15 protein-coding genes are annotated in these 15724 nt (G+C 50.7%); 10 read left to right on the forward strand and 5 right to left on the reverse strand.

The genetic code is table 11. The features are described from left to right. Positions 1-220: 220 nt before the first annotated feature. The 4 genes from hslO to MNO13_RS01515 are packed head-to-tail and all read right to left on the reverse strand — an operon-like array spanning position 221 to position 4411. Positions 221-1099 (reverse strand): Hsp33 family molecular chaperone HslO, encoded by an 879-nt coding sequence (hslO, locus tag MNO13_RS01500; RefSeq protein ID WP_064542806.1) that lies wholly within the window; start codon positions 1097-1099, stop codon positions 221-223. A gap of 28 nt (positions 1100-1127) precedes the next feature. Continuing rightward, on the reverse strand, positions 1128-1529 hold the full coding sequence (hslR, locus tag MNO13_RS01505; protein WP_133522101.1) for a ribosome-associated heat shock protein Hsp15: 402 nt from the start codon (positions 1527-1529) through the stop codon (positions 1128-1130). Continuing rightward, the gene (yrfG, locus tag MNO13_RS01510) at positions 1529-2209 is read right to left on the reverse strand and encodes a GMP/IMP nucleotidase (RefSeq protein ID WP_241939461.1); all 681 of its coding nucleotides are present in this window, start codon (positions 2207-2209) and stop codon (positions 1529-1531) included. The genes hslR and yrfG overlap by 1 nt, the downstream gene beginning before the upstream one ends. 60 nt (positions 2210-2269) lie before the next feature. After that, the gene (locus MNO13_RS01515; protein WP_121814756.1) at positions 2270-4411 is read right to left on the reverse strand and encodes an intracellular growth attenuator family protein; all 2142 of its coding nucleotides are present in this window, start codon (positions 4409-4411) and stop codon (positions 2270-2272) included. 348 nt (positions 4412-4759) lie between these two features. Here MNO13_RS01515 and nudE point away from each other — a divergent pair, with 348 nt between their 5' ends. After that, positions 4760-5320 (forward strand): ADP compounds hydrolase NudE, encoded by a 561-nt coding sequence (gene nudE / locus MNO13_RS01520; RefSeq protein WP_064542818.1) that lies wholly within the window; start codon positions 4760-4762, stop codon positions 5318-5320. Between the two features lie 49 nt (positions 5321-5369). Here the strand turns inward: nudE and mrcA are convergent, their stop codons facing one another. Beyond that, on the reverse strand, positions 5370-7922 hold the full coding sequence (mrcA, locus tag MNO13_RS01525) for a peptidoglycan glycosyltransferase/peptidoglycan DD-transpeptidase MrcA (RefSeq protein WP_064542821.1): 2553 nt from the start codon (positions 7920-7922) through the stop codon (positions 5370-5372). Positions 7923-8041: 119 nt separating this feature from the next. Between mrcA and MNO13_RS01530 the strand changes: the two genes are divergently transcribed. From MNO13_RS01530 to dam, 9 genes are all read left to right on the forward strand, one after another. After that, on the forward strand, positions 8042-8866 hold the full coding sequence (locus MNO13_RS01530) for a type IV pilus biogenesis protein PilM (RefSeq protein WP_241939462.1): 825 nt from the start codon (positions 8042-8044) through the stop codon (positions 8864-8866). Then, entirely contained in the window at positions 8863-9417 is a 555-nt protein-coding gene (locus tag MNO13_RS01535; RefSeq protein ID WP_064542827.1) for a PilN domain-containing protein, read from the forward strand. Before MNO13_RS01530 ends, MNO13_RS01535 begins: the two co-directional genes overlap by 4 nt. Next, positions 9401-9868: a HofO family protein gene (locus MNO13_RS01540; protein ID WP_241939463.1), complete on the forward strand. Its 468-nt coding sequence runs from the start codon at positions 9401-9403 to the stop codon at positions 9866-9868. The genes MNO13_RS01535 and MNO13_RS01540 overlap by 17 nt, the downstream gene beginning before the upstream one ends. After that, positions 9858-10244: a HofP DNA utilization family protein gene (locus tag MNO13_RS01545; RefSeq protein ID WP_241939464.1), complete on the forward strand. Its 387-nt coding sequence runs from the start codon at positions 9858-9860 to the stop codon at positions 10242-10244. The genes MNO13_RS01540 and MNO13_RS01545 overlap by 11 nt, the downstream gene beginning before the upstream one ends. Continuing rightward, on the forward strand, positions 10183-11430 hold the full coding sequence (gene pilQ, locus MNO13_RS01550) for a type IV pilus secretin PilQ (RefSeq protein ID WP_074388510.1): 1248 nt from the start codon (positions 10183-10185) through the stop codon (positions 11428-11430). Before MNO13_RS01545 ends, pilQ begins: the two co-directional genes overlap by 62 nt. Positions 11431-11749: 319 nt before the next feature. Next, the gene (gene aroK, locus MNO13_RS01555) at positions 11750-12271 is read left to right on the forward strand and encodes a shikimate kinase AroK (protein WP_064542836.1); all 522 of its coding nucleotides are present in this window, start codon (positions 11750-11752) and stop codon (positions 12269-12271) included. A gap of 60 nt (positions 12272-12331) precedes the next feature. Next, positions 12332-13420 (forward strand): 3-dehydroquinate synthase, encoded by a 1089-nt coding sequence (aroB, locus tag MNO13_RS01560; protein ID WP_064542839.1) that lies wholly within the window; start codon positions 12332-12334, stop codon positions 13418-13420. A gap of 98 nt (positions 13421-13518) precedes the next feature. Next, positions 13519-14841, forward strand: a complete 1323-nt coding sequence (gene damX, locus MNO13_RS01565) for a cell division protein DamX (protein ID WP_064542842.1) — start codon at positions 13519-13521, stop codon at positions 14839-14841. Positions 14842-14905: 64 nt separating this feature from the next. Next, positions 14906-15724 (forward strand): adenine-specific DNA-methyltransferase, encoded by an 819-nt coding sequence (gene dam, locus MNO13_RS01570; RefSeq protein ID WP_064542845.1) that lies wholly within the window; start codon positions 14906-14908, stop codon positions 15722-15724.

Genomic DNA, 15724 nt, shown 5'->3' on the forward strand with positions numbered 1-15724 from the left:
TTAGCGGCGATTGATTTGCCGGGCGCCTGGATTATCAAGGGGTTGGCGTTAACCCCTTGATACGTTCACCGTTTGCGGGAATTAAAGAGATAACTGAACACACGGGTGAACGGAAAACCAGCAGGGCTTACAGATCTCACCCTGACAAGATAGCCAGGATGAGTTGTGTACAAGAGACAGCCCACAGGAGAAGGAGAACACCAAAATGGGCAAAAAACAATCAATGAACCTGCGGATCTGCCGGGGAGGCATTGTTGCGGATCTCAGCAATGTCCATCGAGTTGAACACGTAGTGGTTGCCGCAATAATCGCAGTTCATGTCGATTTCACCTTCGTCTGCGATGATGCTGTTCACTTCTTCATCAGGCAGAGTTCTCAGCGCATCGGCACAGCGCTCACGTGAACAAGTACATTTAAATTCGACGTTTTGTGGGTCGTAAAGTGTTACTTCTTCTTCGTGATACAAACGCCACAGCACATCATTGGCTGGCAATGTCAGTAACTCTTCAGCCTTAATTGTCTCAGTCAGTGCAGCCAGGTGGTTGAAGTCGTCTGCTTGCGCGTCTTGAGCTGGCAGCACTTGCAGCAGCATACCGCCAGCCACAGGTTTGCCTTCAACATCGCCGGTGCGGATAAACAGGCGCGTTGGGAGCTGTTCGGAACGCAAGAAGTAATCTTCCAGGCATGCCGCCAAAGTATCGCCTTCCAGCCCAACCACACCTTGATAGCGCTCGCCTTCAGCCGGAGTGATGGTGATCACCAGGTAGCCATTGCCCACCAGGGTTTTCAAATCTGCATCGGCAGGGATTTCACCTTTATAACGCGCAACACCACGCATTTGCTGGTTATTGTTGCCGTTGATGACGGCAAGGTTCATTGGGCCATCACCCTGCAATTGTACGGTAATGTCGCCATCAAATTTGAGGGTCGCCGTCAGCAGGCTGGTCGCGACCAGCAATTCACCAAGAATAGTTTTCACCGGGGCCGGGTAATCATGGTGTTCCATGATTTGCTGCCAGGTATCGGAAACCGTTACCAGTTCACCGCGCACGGCGAAGTTTTCAAACAAGTAACGATGTAGTTGGTCGTGTTGAGCCATAATTTTCTCTCATGCATCAAGATGGCAGCTATTCGTTGCCACCGTGTTTAAATTTCATCAAATCGCGACGCTCTTTTTTATCGGGGCGTCGGTCGGGGTGTGGCATCGTCAGCGCATTCATCTTGCGCGCCAGCGCCACTTTTTCCCGTTTAGTGATACTTTCTGCTGTCTCTTCATAAAGCTGTGAGGCATCAGTGGCCGGACGACGTTGCTCAGTAATGGCCAGCACTTTGACGGTTTTCTCGTCATTACCCTGGCGGAGTGTCAGCATGGCATTCAGCTCAATGATTTTACTCGGCTTGCTGCGTTGGCCGTTGTAATGCACTTTCCCGCCTTCCACCATTTCCCGGGCAATGGCACGGGTTTTATAAAAACGCGCTGCCCACAGCCATTTGTCGAGACGCACACCTTCAGACGCTTTTTCTTTCATCACGACTCCTTAAACATCAACTTCGGGAGTAGTTGGCGATAATCGTTCAATGCCGGATGGCGTTGCCAGGTTTTGTCGGGCTGGCCTGAATCGGGATTGGTCACACCCAGGCAATAGCGAATGCCAAACTTCGCAGCGGAATCCAGAATTGGTTCGCTATCATCTATAAATAGCGTTTTCTCAGGTTCCAGCCCGGTGTGTTTAGTAACGGCTTGCCACAACCGCTGATCTTCTTTCGGATAACCAAATGTGTGGGTAGAAAGTAATAAATCAAGGTGCTGAGCTAAACCGGTATGTTCAAGTTTGACGGCCAGATTATGCGGATGCGCATTGGTCAGCAAAATGCGGCGCTTTCCGCAGGATTTAAGGGCGTCAAGGAACGGGACGGTATCTTCACGTAACACCGCATTTGGCCCTTGTGCGGTGGTCATCGCACAAATATCCAAACCCAGACGCTCACTCCAGTAATCCAGACAGTACCAGTTTAGCGTATGTTGCACCGCGTGATATTCCTGACGAATCAGCTGATGGGCTTCATCCAAAGGAATCGATCTGTGTTCACTGAGTGTTTCTGGAACCAGTTTCTGCCAGAAGTGATTGTCGAAAGCGAGATCCAACAACGTGCCGTCCATATCCAGCAAGACGGTATCGACATCTTGCCAGGCAATATCAATATGCATAGGTTCGGACCTGATTAAGAAAAACTGCGTGACAGGTTAGCACAACCTGTCACGCGAAGTTTAGAACAGCGGGCGTACAGCGGAGATTGTGGTAAGAGACGGATTGATGCAGTTGTCATAGTACTGCTGGATTTGCGCCAGACGGTTGCGATTACGGCGATAACGGCGAATAGCCAGTACACCGTTAACCAGCAGACAAATAACCATGCTGATAAGCAACAGCGTGGTACTGATGTAACTCCATAGTCCGCTGCTATCCGGGACTCGGTGCAGAGTAATATGCTTAGTGCCGTTCGCATCCTGGCTAATGCCGGTAATAATGCCTTCGGCTTTAAATGGCGTTTTGAGCAGCATTTCGGCTAGCCGCTGGAACTCAGACCACTGCTCTTGCGCTGGAATATCGTATAGCGGAACGGGCGGCAACGGTTGCTCAACCAGGTCGCTACCTTCGTCACTAATAATCACGTATCCGCCTGGTGCTGGGCTATTCAGAGCCTGTGCCGCGCGTGATGTTTCACGAATAAAGAACGGTGCCGTAGAGGTGGTCACCAGGTTATCCAGCGACTCGGCACTGACTGGGCGCAGCAGTACATTCACGCCAGCGAGTCTTCCAGAATCCGCTTTTTTGGTCAGCGTATCCCAATCTTTGGTATTGCCGAGGTTTACCAACGCATTTTTCAGTCGTACACATTCGTCGTCACTGGTACAAAGCGCCTGAGTTTTCAGCACAATACCGGCGAAATCGTCCAGCAACACCATGCCTGATTTCTGAATAGCACTGCGTAACTGCGGGTTAACTTTTGAATCATCGCTGGCCTGCGGATGGATTTGCCCACTGACTGCCTGCGTTAACGCCGTGGCTTTATCCATAATATCTGATTCCGGCACCGGCAGAGATTGGGCGGTATTCCAGATAATTTGTGAACAGTCGAACGGCGTAAACGGATAAGTTTGTCGCGTGGTGTAGTTTCCTGGCGTATGGACGTTACACATCCCCGTACCGTTTACTTTCAGCGTGTCGCCAACCCGGAGCGTTGTTTTATCGAGATCAGCCACCGTTTTGGCTTCGATAGTTTTCGCGCCTTCCAGCCAGGAGATACTTAGCTTGAGCGGCATTTCTAAAGGTACCCAGATTGTCAGCATCGTCAGCACTAACAGGCTACCGATGGCAATCACCAGGTTGCGGACCCAATGTTGGATAGGGAAGTTGCGGACTTCGTCATGCAATGACAGAAAACGCCCCTGGCGAATGACATGGCGGTCGAGATAAATATCAATATCCGTTTTTTGCCCGAGATCCTGAGCAACATACGGTTGCCAGTGAGCTGGATAGATCAGGTCGATTATCCCTAACGAAATATTGTTAATCTGTTCCTGATTCGATTCGCCAAATAGCCCCCAGCGTTTAGGCGTGCCGCGTAAGCAGTGAACTTCACGCAGCGCATTTTTTGCTGGCGGAGCAAATAAACCCCACAGGCTCGCGGCCAACAGCATAAAGGCGCCACCCACTAACCACGGTAAAACGACCGATGGGGTCACCAGACACAAAAACAGCATAATGAAAGCCACACAGATGAGTAAGGCCTCACGTAATCCGTCGGGACGACTCAGCGCGTACTCTTCAGGCGTTTCCTGGCGGATATTCAGCAGTTCTATTTGTTCGCTTTCTTCCCCACGAATCGACGCCTGGCTGTGAGGGTTCTTTTCCAGAGCGAAACCAAAATTTTCGCTGCTGTAATCGATAAGTGTGTGTCCGTTAAGGGAAATCACCAGCGGCATGGTTTCAGTACGAATCAGCTCAACGTAGTTATCGTTGGTAATGTACTGTTCCCAGAATGGCGGAAGATGTACCTCTACAGAATCGAGGTAGTAACGCCACTTATTCGGATCGTCGGTGGATAAGCCATAGCGGGTGATAGCGCGAGTGAGCGAAAGCGCGGTGTTACTCAACGCATTGAGCACCAGTTTGGGCGGCGCGGCGCTGGCACCAGAAGGCCCGACGATATCCTGCGTGCGGGCTAAAGATTCGATGTAATTTTCAACAGCGGCGCGTTCATCAGCAGTTAGCTTGCGCGAGGTCGCGCCACTAAATGATTGTGCTTGTGAGACACGAGCGCGTAAGCGCAGGTTGCGCCAAATCAGCCACCCCGCAATTAAGATGCAGGCCAGCATAGCAGCTAAAAGAAGTAATAAGGTGCTCATGCTTTCCCCATCAAACACTCGTTTTTTTATTAAAACGCAGCAAGTTGCACCCCTTACAGCATTCGGGCGTCTGCCCAACAGACTTTAAGCTACATCTTTATCGGCAGCTATGACGTCTTTCTTGAGACATTTTTGGTGCATAGCGTGCTGTAACATAATGTTAGCAAAGCGACTTTGCGAGAAATATCAGCAAATTCCTATTTCATTTGCAGCCCGTTGACATGTAGCAGAGACTGAGAAAAATCACTGTAAAGTTACAGGAATGTAAATAATTTCGAATGTTCGTTGCGTGAGATATGTGGCATACCGCACAATGAAGTACCTGCATTTACTGTTAGCCCAGCCACAATGAGTAAACCATTACAAAAACCGACCATTTTACATGTTGAAACCGTGGCCCGTTCACGGCTGTTTAATGTCGAAACGGTGGACCTGGAATTTAGCAACGGTGTGCGCCGCGTCTATGAGCGGATGCGCCCGTCTGCGCGCGAAGCTGTAATGATAGTGCCTATCATCGACAATCATTTGATTTTGATCCGTGAATACGCAGTTGGAACTGAATCCTATGAGCTTGGTTTCTCTAAAGGGTTAATCGACCCTGGCGAAACCGTCTTTGAAGCGGCAAATCGCGAACTCAAAGAAGAGGTTGGATTTGGCGCTAATCAGCTGACGTTTTTGAAAAAGCTGACAATGGCACCGTCCTATTTTTCCAGCAAAATGAATATCGTGATTGCTGAGGATCTTTATCCCGAATCGCTGGAAGGTGACGAGCCTGAAGAGTTGCCACAAGTCCGTTGGCCGCTGGCGTCGCTGCTTGATTTGCTTAATGAAGAAGATTTTAGCGAGGCGCGAAATGTCAGTGCGCTTTTCCTGGTGCGTGAATGGTTGAAAGAGCAGGGGCGTTTGTAGTTCTGCTCAATGCAGCCCGCATCAAAGTGAGGCGGGCTGCATCAACGTCTTAGAACAACTCGTGGCTCTCGCCGTTATCAATTATCGTGGTACCCACTTCATGCACAGCCTGCTGCGTCGGTTGAGTGCCTTCGATAAAGAATTCCGGACGGCTACTTCCACCATTCGCCAATTGCCCGGTGTAACGGTCAATATTCACGGTGACGATGCCCGGTGGTGGGGTTAACGGTTCTTCCGGTACGCCTTCCAGTGCGGCTTTCATAAAATCATCCCATGCTGGTTGAGCACTCTTCGCCCCACCTTCATAACCTGAGATTTGATCTTTAATAGCGCCTGATGCGGAGGTTCGTCCAAGGTCACGGCGATGATCGTCAAAACCAATCCATACGGATGTCACCACACCAGGTCCGTAGCCTGAGAACCACGCGTCTTTCGAGCTGTTCGTGGTGCCGGTTTTGCCGCCAATATCGTTACGCTTTAGATCACGACCCGCACGCCAGCCGGTACCTTGCCAACCTGGTTCGCCATAAATATTGGAGTTCAGCGCACTTTTGATCAGGAATGCCAATGGAGTGTTAATCACATGCGGTGCGTACTCCGGCGGGCTGCTCTGTGCCACCAACTCGCTGTTCGCTTGTTCCAGTTTCGGCATTGGCACGCTGGCGTTCTGCTGTTCCTGAGATTGTGCGACATCTTCCACATCCTGATTTTCCAGCACATTAGACTTTTGCGTTTCGCCGTAAATCACTGGAATATCACAATCAGCACAAGCCACTTTCGGTTTGGCTTCAAAAAGAGTGCCGCCAACTTCAGTCTCAATTTTTGAGATGTAGTACGGGTCGACCAGGAAGCCACCGTTGGCCATCACAGAATAGCCGCGAGCGACCTGCATCGGTGTGAACGAGGCTGAACCTAAGGCCAGAGATTCGGTGTGCACAATATTCTGCGCAGGGAAGCCGAAACGTTGCAGGTATTCAGCTGCATAATCGACACCCATGGCTCGCATCGCACGCACCATCACCACGTTTTTCGATTGACCAAGCCCCTGGCGCAACCTGATTGGACCTGCATATTCTGGCGGAGAGTTTTTCGGGCGCCAGTCGGATCCGGCACCGGCATCCCAGCGCGAGATCGGCACATCGTTCAGCACGCTCGCCAGGGTCAGACCTTTATCCATTGCTGCTGTATAAAGGAACGGTTTGATGTTGGAGCCAACCTGGCGTAATGCCTGCGTGGCGCGGTTAAACTTGCTCTGATTGAAGTCAAAACCACCCACCAATGCGACAACTGCACCGTCATGTGGATTGATAGAAACCAGTGCGGAATTTACGTCCGGGACTTGCCCAAGCCACCAACTCTCTTCAACCTTACGCACCCAGATTTGTTGCCCAGCTTGCACGACATCCGTCACTTTGCGCGGCGTTGGGCCTTGTGCGGTATCTGAACGATAAGGACGCGCCCAGCGCATGCCCTCCATACTGATGGAAACGGCGCTGCCGTCAGCCATCATCGCTGTCGCTTCTGTCGGGGTTGCCTGGGTAATAACGGCAGGGAACATTGGGCCGTAGACCGGTAGATTCTTTAACGAATCAACAATCCTGGTTTGATCCCACGGTGTTTCGCCCACTTTCCACAGCACATTGGATGGGCCGCGGTAACCATGGCGCATATCGTAAGCAATTACGTTATTGCGTACGGCTTGCTGCGCGGCTTGCTGATTTTTGCGCGCGATGGTGGTGTAAACCTTAAAACCATCTTCGTAGGCTTTTTCACCATAACGCGCCACCATATCCTGGCGCACCAACTCTGAAAGATACGGCGCAGAGAAAGCGATTTCTGGCGCGTGATAATTAGCATCAATAGGCTGATTACGCGCTTCATCATACTGCGCCTGCGTAATATAGTTTTCGCTTAACATACGCGATAACACGACATTACGACGGGAAGTGGCACGATCCATTGAGTAAAGCGGGTTAAAGGTTGACGGTGCTTTTGGCAAGCCGGCAATCACCGCCATTTCACTCAGTGTGAGTTGATCAATCGGCTTACCGAAATAGACTTGTGCTGCCGCACCGACACCATAGGCACGGTAACCGAGATAAATCTTGTTAAGGTATAACTCGAGGATTTCATCTTTAGTCAGCAACTGCTCGATACGAATCGCCAGGAACACTTCTTTTATCTTACGCATCAGCGTGCGTTCAGGGCTCAAGAAGAAGTTACGTGCCAACTGCTGCGTGATGGTACTCGCACCTTGAGAAGCGTGACCCGAAAACAGCGCCACACTGGCAGCACGGAAGATCCCGACAGGGTCAACACCGTGGTGCTCGTAGAAACGGCTGTCCTCAGTTGCAATAAACGCTTTCACCATCACTGGCGGAATTTGCTGGAGCGTAACCGGGATACGGCGTTTTTCCCCGTATTGTGCGATCAGCTCACCATCGGCGCTATAAACCTGCATTGGGATCTGGAGTCGCACGTCTTTAAGCGTGGCGACATCAGGCAACTGCGGCTCAATAAATTTGTAGAGCCCGAAGATCGAGCCTGCTCCCAGCAGAATGCAACACACTGCAAGGATTAATAAATACTTTACGAACTTCACCTTAAATTTCCCATTACGTTTCCATTGGGCAGTTTATAAACAACCGCGCGGTAGTATAAAGGCAAGCCAGTGGCATTGGTATGGCATTTTCCTCGCACGGCGATAAGGAGATCGTAATCATGATGTTCTCGACCTGGCAAATAGGCCTGGATATTCAACATGAAAGCATTCGTGCTGTGGCTGTCCAGCGCCAGCGGCAAGGGTGGCAGCTTCGGCATTGGTGGCAACTTCCATTGCCCGAAGGCACCTTTCGTGATGGTTTATTAACTAATTCTGAAGCTTTCACTAAAGCTTTGCTGGACTGGCGAAAAGAATTGCCGGTTCGCCATCAATTACGCGTTTCTTTCCCAACCCAACGGACATTGCAACGCCCCATTCCTGCGCCTGATAAACGTCTGGCGGAACCTGCAAGTGAAGCGTATATCGCATCAGCTACTGCCCGGCAGTTGCAGATGACACCGGCTCAATTGTGCTGGGATTATTTAGCGTCACAAGATGTTACTGACCCGTATCTGATCATAGCTGCGCGCCAGACAGATGTCGCAGCGTTGATAAAAAGTCTGGCAGCGATAAGGCTCTATCCGGCAACGCTAACTCCCGGTGCGAGTGCATTGCCAGCGCTCATTGCGCCGTGTCATTTGGAGAAGTGCCAGTATTTGGTACATCACGAAGGGGATCACTGGTTGTGGGCCTCTGCTGAAGCCATGCCACGTTGGGGATGGGTTGATACCCATGTTGTCCCAACGATTGCCGAGCTATGCCTGCAATTAAAAACTGCGCCAGACAGAGTGGCACTGAGTTTCGCGCAGCCACAGTCACTGCCAACTGGGGTATTACTTTTGGACGCCTGGGAGGCACTTTCACGTTTGCAGCCGCCATTGCCACGTCATGGCGGGATATTTACGGTGGCAATAGCGCTGGCAATCGGTCAGGTTTCCCGATGAAAGGGCTAATAAATTTATTGCCCTGGAGGAAGACACTGCGCCAACAGAGGATATGCCGTTGGAGTGTATTGCTGGCTGCGGTTTTCATTCTCGCTCCTTTATTTGCCGCTGGCGCCCGGCAGTTATCGGCATGGAAATTAAGCCAGCAGCAGATTCAAAATGCATATCTGACAAGTACGCTTCCCGCCTTGCAAGCCCTGTATCAGCAACAATTGGGTTTGCAGGAACAGAACAGAAAATTACTGCAGTTGCAGCAAATTCGCGATGCACAGCAACAGGCCGTGCAGGTATGGGAACGGCGATTACTTCGTCTGGCGAGCGGCTTGCCTGCCGGAGCCTGGCTGTCCTCTCTCACCCTACAAAAGGGGCGATTTGAGATTAAGGGACACGCAATGGAACTGGAAGATATACGGACGCTGGAAAAGGACCTTGCTCAGCTTGGCGATGTGGCGACAGTTCAGACGGATGCGGTTCAGCATGAAACACCCGGTGGGTTTGGCTTCGGTTTCACACTCACGCTGTCTGAGGTAGCCAATGCCCTGGCTGATTGAACGCTGGTTTAGTGGTGCGCACTGGGTACGCGTCGTTACCTTTGCCATCTTAAGTAGCATGGTCATTCTTGCCGTATGGCTGTTGCTGGTAGTGCCGCAGCATTCTCAGATTCAACAGTTGCAAGCGAACAGCATGAAAGCGAGTCAACAACTGGCACTGTTAAGACACAAAATCCGGCAGTTGGCTGCACATGAACAACCTGTTATGTCGTCAAATTCGCCAGTGTTTTCCGTGGTGGAGTTTGTCAGACAAGCGGACGGGCAATTAGTGAAGTGGCAGCCGGAAGAGAGAAGCGCTGTTCTGACTATGTTGGTTCCGTGGGAAAAATTGCCAGGATTATTCATATGGCTCGCTGAATACCGTGTTGTGGCAGACCACTCGTTCACCATCACGGCCCAAGGGGAGTTACTCAATCTGGTTCTGGGCATGGAGTTTGCCGATGATCCGTAGCATTAGCGGGTTGGTCTTCCTGGTTCTCTCCCCGGCGTGGGCGATACCTCCAAATCCCTTTCAGCCACACATTTCGCTCTGTGAAAGTCTGGCTACTCAACTTGAGAGTTGGTCGTTAAATGGCGTTATCACTTCAACCAACACCAGCACGGCTTTGATGCTCGGCCCACAAGGTGCATGGCGGCGAATCAAGCAAGATAGCGAGCTCTTTGAAGGTGCTCAGATTGAAAGCGTGGGTGAGGGATATGTGGTCGCCAAACTTGGTCCAGGTTGCCCAATCTCTTCTTACCGTTGGGATATAAAAGGAAAAACACATGCAATGGATGCGGGTATTACTTCTGACGCTGGTGCTGCCATTCACCAGCCAGGCCGATAAAGGTATTTCGCTGGTACTTGATGATGCGCCGATAAGCCAGGTGTTGCAGGCGCTGGCTGAAACCCAACGAGTTAATCTGTTGATTGCACCTGGTGTTGAAGGTGTGCTGTCGCTTAATTTAATCAATGTGCCGTGGAAACAAGCGTTTCAACTGGTGCTCAATAGCGCTGAGCTGACTCAGCAACGGGACGGCAATGTCATACAAATTCTTTCTAAGGCTCGCCAGCGCGAACAGCAAGCGTTAGCAATGGAACAGCGTAAACAGCTCACTCTCAACCAACCGATGTTGCAGCAGGTTTTTGCCCCCCATCATGCTGATGTTGAAGAGCTAGCCAGTGCATTGAAATCGGCTGGCGCGAAACTAATGAGCGCCATGGGCTATGTCACGGTAGATAAGCGAACTAATCGGCTGATTGTGCATGACAATAAGGATGTATTGAAACAGATTACCGCCTGGATAGCTGAAATGGATTTACCCATTGGGCAAGTGGAAATCGAAGCCCATATCGTCACTATCAATCAGGACAAGCTGCGCGAGCTGGGTGTGAAATGGTCTGCTGCGGAGCAAACTGGAGAAAGTAAAATTTACCAGCCTACGGGAATCTCGGCCGATCTCTCGGTCGCAAACGCCACGACTAAAGTCGGTTTCAATATTGCTCGCATCGATGGCCGGCTGCTGGAACTGGAGCTATCTGCTCTGGAGCAGCAGCAACAATTAGAGATTATTGCCAGCCCGCGCTTGATGGCAGCTCACCAGCAACCTGCCAGCATTAAACAAGGGACTGAAATTCCCTATCAGGTTTCTAGCGGTGAGAGTGGGGCAACCGCAATTGAATTTAAGGAAGCGGTTCTGGGGATGGAAGTGACTCCAACCATTCAGCCTCATGGCAATATTCGTTTGAAGCTACGTATCAGCCAAAATATGCCGGGCCGAAGTATTCAGCAGGCTGATGGCGAAGTGCTGGCGATAGACAAGCAAGAGATAGAAACTGTGGTGGCGGTGAAAGATGGCGAAACCCTCGCGCTGGGTGGGATTTTCCAGCAGCAAAACAAAGACAGCAATGATAGTGTACCCATTCTCGGCTCGCTCCCACTCGTCGGGAGCCTGTTTCGCCACGATGCTAAAAACCATCAGCGCCGCGAATTAGTGGTATTTATTACTCCGCGACTTATCCCTGTTCTATAGTGTTTTCTTTCGCCATAGTGGAGTTTTTCTTTGAAACGGTGCCCAGGTGTTTGACGGCAGAGAGGAATTAGCTTACAAGGTGTACCGTTTCGAGAGGCTGGATGCTCAAGACTTGTGACAGATAACCCTGATTTATGCATTTTCTTCTTCATAAGAACGCTGGGGAATATAATCGGTTGCCAAACCACCTTGAGTATTGAGATAATTTTCAGTCTGACTCTCGCACTATCGCTTATGAGGTTTCAGTTCATGTCCCGCTGCACCTGGTTTTAACAGGGCGGGTTTATCATCAACGAATTGTCTTAGTAGTACCGAAAAAATGGCAGAGAAACGCAATATCTTTCTGGTTGGGCCTATGGGTGCCGGCAAAAGCACTATTGGGCGTCAGTTAGCTCAGCAACTCAATATGGAATTTTTCGATTCTGATCAAGAGATTGAGAAACGTACTGGAGCTGATGTGGGCTGGGTATTCGACGTTGAAGGCGAAGACGGCTTCCGCGATCGCGAAGAAAAAATCATCAACGAACTCACTGAAAAGCAGGGCATTGTGCTGGCAACTGGCGGCGGCTCTGTGAAGTCTCGTGAGACCCGTAACCGTCTCTCCGCCCGTGGAGTTGTGGTGTATCTTGAAACCACAATCGAAAAACAGCTTGCTCGTACACAGCGCGATAAAAAGCGCCCACTGCTGCAAGTTGAGACTCCACCGCGTGAAGTTCTTGAAGCATTAGCTCAAGAGCGCAATCCTCTTTACGAAGAGATTGCTGATGTGACGATTCGCACTGACGACCAAAGCGCCAAAGTGGTTGCCAACCAGATTATTCATATGTTGGAAAGCAACTGATTCTGGCTTAATCGAAAAAAACGCCTGCGGGCTAAGCAACATCAAGGTGGACTTCGCGTTATGGAGAGGTTAACAGTCACTCTCGGGGAACGTAGTTACCCTATCACCATTGCTGCTGGGTTATTTAGTGACTCGGCATCTTTTGGGCCGCTGAAAGCTGGCGACCAAACGATGCTGGTGACCAATGAAACCCTGGCGCCGCTCTACCTGGATAAGGTGCGTGGCGTGCTTGAGCAAGCGGGCGTTAAAGTCGATTCCGTCATCCTTCCGGATGGCGAACAATTTAAAAGCCTCGCAGTATTAGATACTGTCTTTACCGCGTTGCTTGAAAAGCCACACGGTCGTGATACGACACTCATCGCCCTTGGTGGCGGTGTCGTCGGTGACCTGACTGGCTTTGCTGCGGCGAGCTATCAACGTGGCGTGCGTTTTATTCAAGTCCCAACCACCTTGCTTTCGCAAGTGGACTCTTCAGTTGGCGGAAAAACAGCCGTTAACCACCCCCTCGGTAAAAATATGATTGGTGCGTTCTACCAGCCAGCTTCGGTTGTGGTGGATCTCGACTGTCTGAAAACTTTACCGCCGCGGGAGTTAGCCTCTGGCCTGGCTGAAGTGATTAAATACGGCATTATTCTCGACGGTGAATTCTTCGATTGGCTTGAAGAAAACCTGGACGCATTGCTGGCGCTTGATGGCAAAGCGATGTCCTGGTGTATTCGTCGTTGTTGTGAGCTGAAAGCCGAAGTTGTTGCCGCTGACGAGCGCGAAAGCGGCTTACGTGCTTTACTGAATCTGGGCCACACCTTTGGTCACGCTATAGAAGCTGAAATGGGCTATGGCAACTGGCTGCACGGTGAAGCTGTTGCTGCAGGTATGGTGATGGCGGCTCGTACAGCACAGCGTCTTGGGAATTTCAGTGAGGCCGATGTGCGCAGAATCATCAAACTGCTACAACGTGCCGGGCTGCCAGTGACCGGGCCGAAAGAAATGCTTGCCGCCGCGTATATGCCCCACATGATGCGTGACAAGAAAGTTTTAGCTGGTGAGCTGCGCTTGGTGCTGCCACTGGCAATCGGGAAGAGTGAAATGCGTGGCGGAGTGCCACACGATGTCGTTTTGTCCGCCATTGCTGATTGTCAGCAGGCTTAATTATTAGAAATTTCGGTCGCTTGTAGTCAGGCGATTTTTAACTTCGGGTGATGTGCTGAGTTCGAATTGCTGGCATAAGCCTTTGAGTGGGGTGTTAAATGGATGAGTTTAAACCGGAAGACGAACTGAAACCTGATCCCAGCGATCGCCGTTCAGGCCGTAACCGTAAAGCTGATGAGCGCGACAGTGAGCCACATTTCAATGTCGATGATGTTGAGTTAGACGCCGACGAGCCTCGTCCTGCGCGTTCCCGCCGTACTCGTGATGAAGAAGAGTATGAAAACGATGACGAGATGCAAGTTGATGCAGAAGAACGTCGTCCGGCACGTGCCCGCAAAAAATCCGCTAAACCGAAAGTTCCGGTATCCCGTCAGCACCTGATGATGGGCATTGGTATTCTCGTTCTGTTGCTGCTCATCATTGGGATTGGTTCGGCGCTGAAAGCCCCATCTTCTGATACGGAAACCGTGAATAAGAATCCGTCTGCCGAGAAAAACATTGATCTGTCTGGTTCTACTAGCGATCAGGCTAATGGTACTCAACCTCAGCCAGGTTCGACATCTGCGGCTAACCAGACAGAAAATGCAGGAAACCCACAAGAAGTGACTCTTCCTGCCATTTCGTCAACCCCGACTGACGCACAAACTCAGCCTGCACCTCAGGGCCAGCAGCGTGTTGAAGTTCCGGGTGATCTGAATAACGCCCTGACTCAACAATCCGGCCAGATTGATAATGTGGTGAGCAATTCAACGTTGCCAACCGCACCGGCTACAGTTGCCGCAGTTGCAGGTAGTAATGGCGCAACGACAGCACCACGCCCGGTCGCGAAATCAGAGCCTGCGAAGCCAGCAGCACCACGCCAGGAACGTAAAACTGCAGTGATTGAGCCGCACAAAACTCAGCCTGCTAAGCAACAGACTGTGGCGAAAACGCCAGTAGCGGAACCAAAACCGGTAACGACTGCGAAACGTAGCGAGCCAGCTCCAGTTCCAGCACCAACTGCGACTACATCTGTGAAAGTCCCTGTGACCGAAGTTGCACCGAAAGCGACGACTACGACCACTGCTACCGCAGCCACTCCGGCTCCGAAAGCAACAGCCGCCGCGCCAGTGACAGCAGCAACAGGTGCTGTAGCGGGTGATGCGGGCGCAATCAAAGGCGCTCCTGGTAGCAATTACACCTTACAACTCAGCTCCTCTTCTAACTCAGATAACTTGAATGCCTGGGCGAAGAAAGAGAAACTGCAACACTATATGGTCTACCAGACAGTTCGAAATGGTCAGCCATGGTATGTGTTGGTTAGCGGTATTTACGCCAGCAAAGATGAGGCAAAACGTGCCGTAGCAACATTGCCAGCTGATGTACAGGCTAAGAACCCGTGGGCAAAACCTATCCATCAGGTTCAGTCTGATCTGAAGTGATGAACAAGCGCAGCCGCTGTTGGAACCTTTCCACAGCAGGAAAAGGTGTAAATAGTTAGGCAGCATGAAAAAAAATCGCGCTTTTCTGAAATGGGCGGGGGGGAAATACCCCCTGCTCGAAGACATTAAAAAGTATCTGCCGAAAGGTGATTGTCTGATTGAGCCGTTTGTTGGTGCTGGCTCAGTCTTTCTGAATACTGATTACTCCCGTTATATCCTCGCAGATATTAATAGCGATCTGATTAACCTATATAACATCGTCAAAACACGTACGGATGAGTACGTTGAAGAGTCCAGAAAACTCTTCACTGCGGCACAAAACGACGAGCAAGCGTTCTATCTCAATCGAACTGAATTTAATCTGTGCAAAGATGAGTTCCGTCGTGCACTTCTGTTTTTATATCTGAACCGCCATTGTTACAACGGCCTTTGTCGTTATAACCTACGTGGTGAATTCAACGTCCCGTTCGGCCGCTACATCAAACCCTACTTCCCGGAAGAAGAGTTGTATCATTTTGCCGAGCGAGCACAAAACGCCACGTTCCTGTGCCAGTCGTATGATGTCAGCATGGCGAATGTCGCTGCGGGTTCTGTAGTCTATTGCGACCCGCCTTACGCGCCATTGTCTGCCACGGCTAATTTTACGGCGTATCACACTGATAGCTTTAATATGGTGCAGCAACAACATCTGGCGCAGTTAGCTGAAAACTTGCAAGAAGGTGGCATCCCGGTGCTGATTTCAAACCATGACACTGAGTTGACTCGGTTATGGTACAAGCAGGCGAAAATGCATAAGTTGCAGGTTCGGCGCAGCATCAGTCGGGATGGTGGAAAACGTAACAAGGTGGACGAACTGCTGGCGCTTTACAAAGTCGGTGCCTAA

Source organism: Buttiauxella ferragutiae, assembly GCF_022637515.1.
Classification (GTDB): Bacteria; Pseudomonadota; Gammaproteobacteria; order Enterobacterales; family Enterobacteriaceae; genus Buttiauxella; species Buttiauxella ferragutiae.

What these genes read in the sequence shown, in the direction of transcription:
- hslO (WP_064542806.1), bottom strand. Translation starts at nt 1,099, where the DNA reads ATGGCTCAACACGACCAACTACATCGTTACTTGTTTGAAAACTTCGCC.
- hslR (WP_133522101.1), bottom strand. Translation starts at nt 1,529, where the DNA reads ATGAAAGAAAAAGCGTCTGAAGGTGTGCGTCTCGACAAATGGCTGTGG.
- yrfG (WP_241939461.1), bottom strand. Translation starts at nt 2,209, where the DNA reads ATGCATATTGATATTGCCTGGCAAGATGTCGATACCGTCTTGCTGGAT.
- MNO13_RS01515 (WP_121814756.1), bottom strand. Translation starts at nt 4,411, where the DNA reads ATGAGCACCTTATTACTTCTTTTAGCTGCTATGCTGGCCTGCATCTTA.
- nudE (WP_064542818.1), top strand. Translation starts at nt 4,760, where the DNA reads ATGAGTAAACCATTACAAAAACCGACCATTTTACATGTTGAAACCGTG.
- MNO13_RS01530 (WP_241939462.1), top strand. Translation starts at nt 8,042, where the DNA reads ATGATGTTCTCGACCTGGCAAATAGGCCTGGATATTCAACATGAAAGC.
- MNO13_RS01535 (WP_064542827.1), top strand. Translation starts at nt 8,863, where the DNA reads ATGAAAGGGCTAATAAATTTATTGCCCTGGAGGAAGACACTGCGCCAA.
- MNO13_RS01540 (WP_241939463.1), top strand. Translation starts at nt 9,401, where the DNA reads ATGCCCTGGCTGATTGAACGCTGGTTTAGTGGTGCGCACTGGGTACGC.
- MNO13_RS01545 (WP_241939464.1), top strand. Translation starts at nt 9,858, where the DNA reads ATGATCCGTAGCATTAGCGGGTTGGTCTTCCTGGTTCTCTCCCCGGCG.
- pilQ (WP_074388510.1), top strand. Translation starts at nt 10,183, where the DNA reads ATGCAATGGATGCGGGTATTACTTCTGACGCTGGTGCTGCCATTCACC.
- aroK (WP_064542836.1), top strand. Translation starts at nt 11,750, where the DNA reads ATGGCAGAGAAACGCAATATCTTTCTGGTTGGGCCTATGGGTGCCGGC.
- aroB (WP_064542839.1), top strand. Translation starts at nt 12,332, where the DNA reads ATGGAGAGGTTAACAGTCACTCTCGGGGAACGTAGTTACCCTATCACC.
- damX (WP_064542842.1), top strand. Translation starts at nt 13,519, where the DNA reads ATGGATGAGTTTAAACCGGAAGACGAACTGAAACCTGATCCCAGCGAT.
- dam (WP_064542845.1), top strand. Translation starts at nt 14,906, where the DNA reads ATGAAAAAAAATCGCGCTTTTCTGAAATGGGCGGGGGGGAAATACCCC.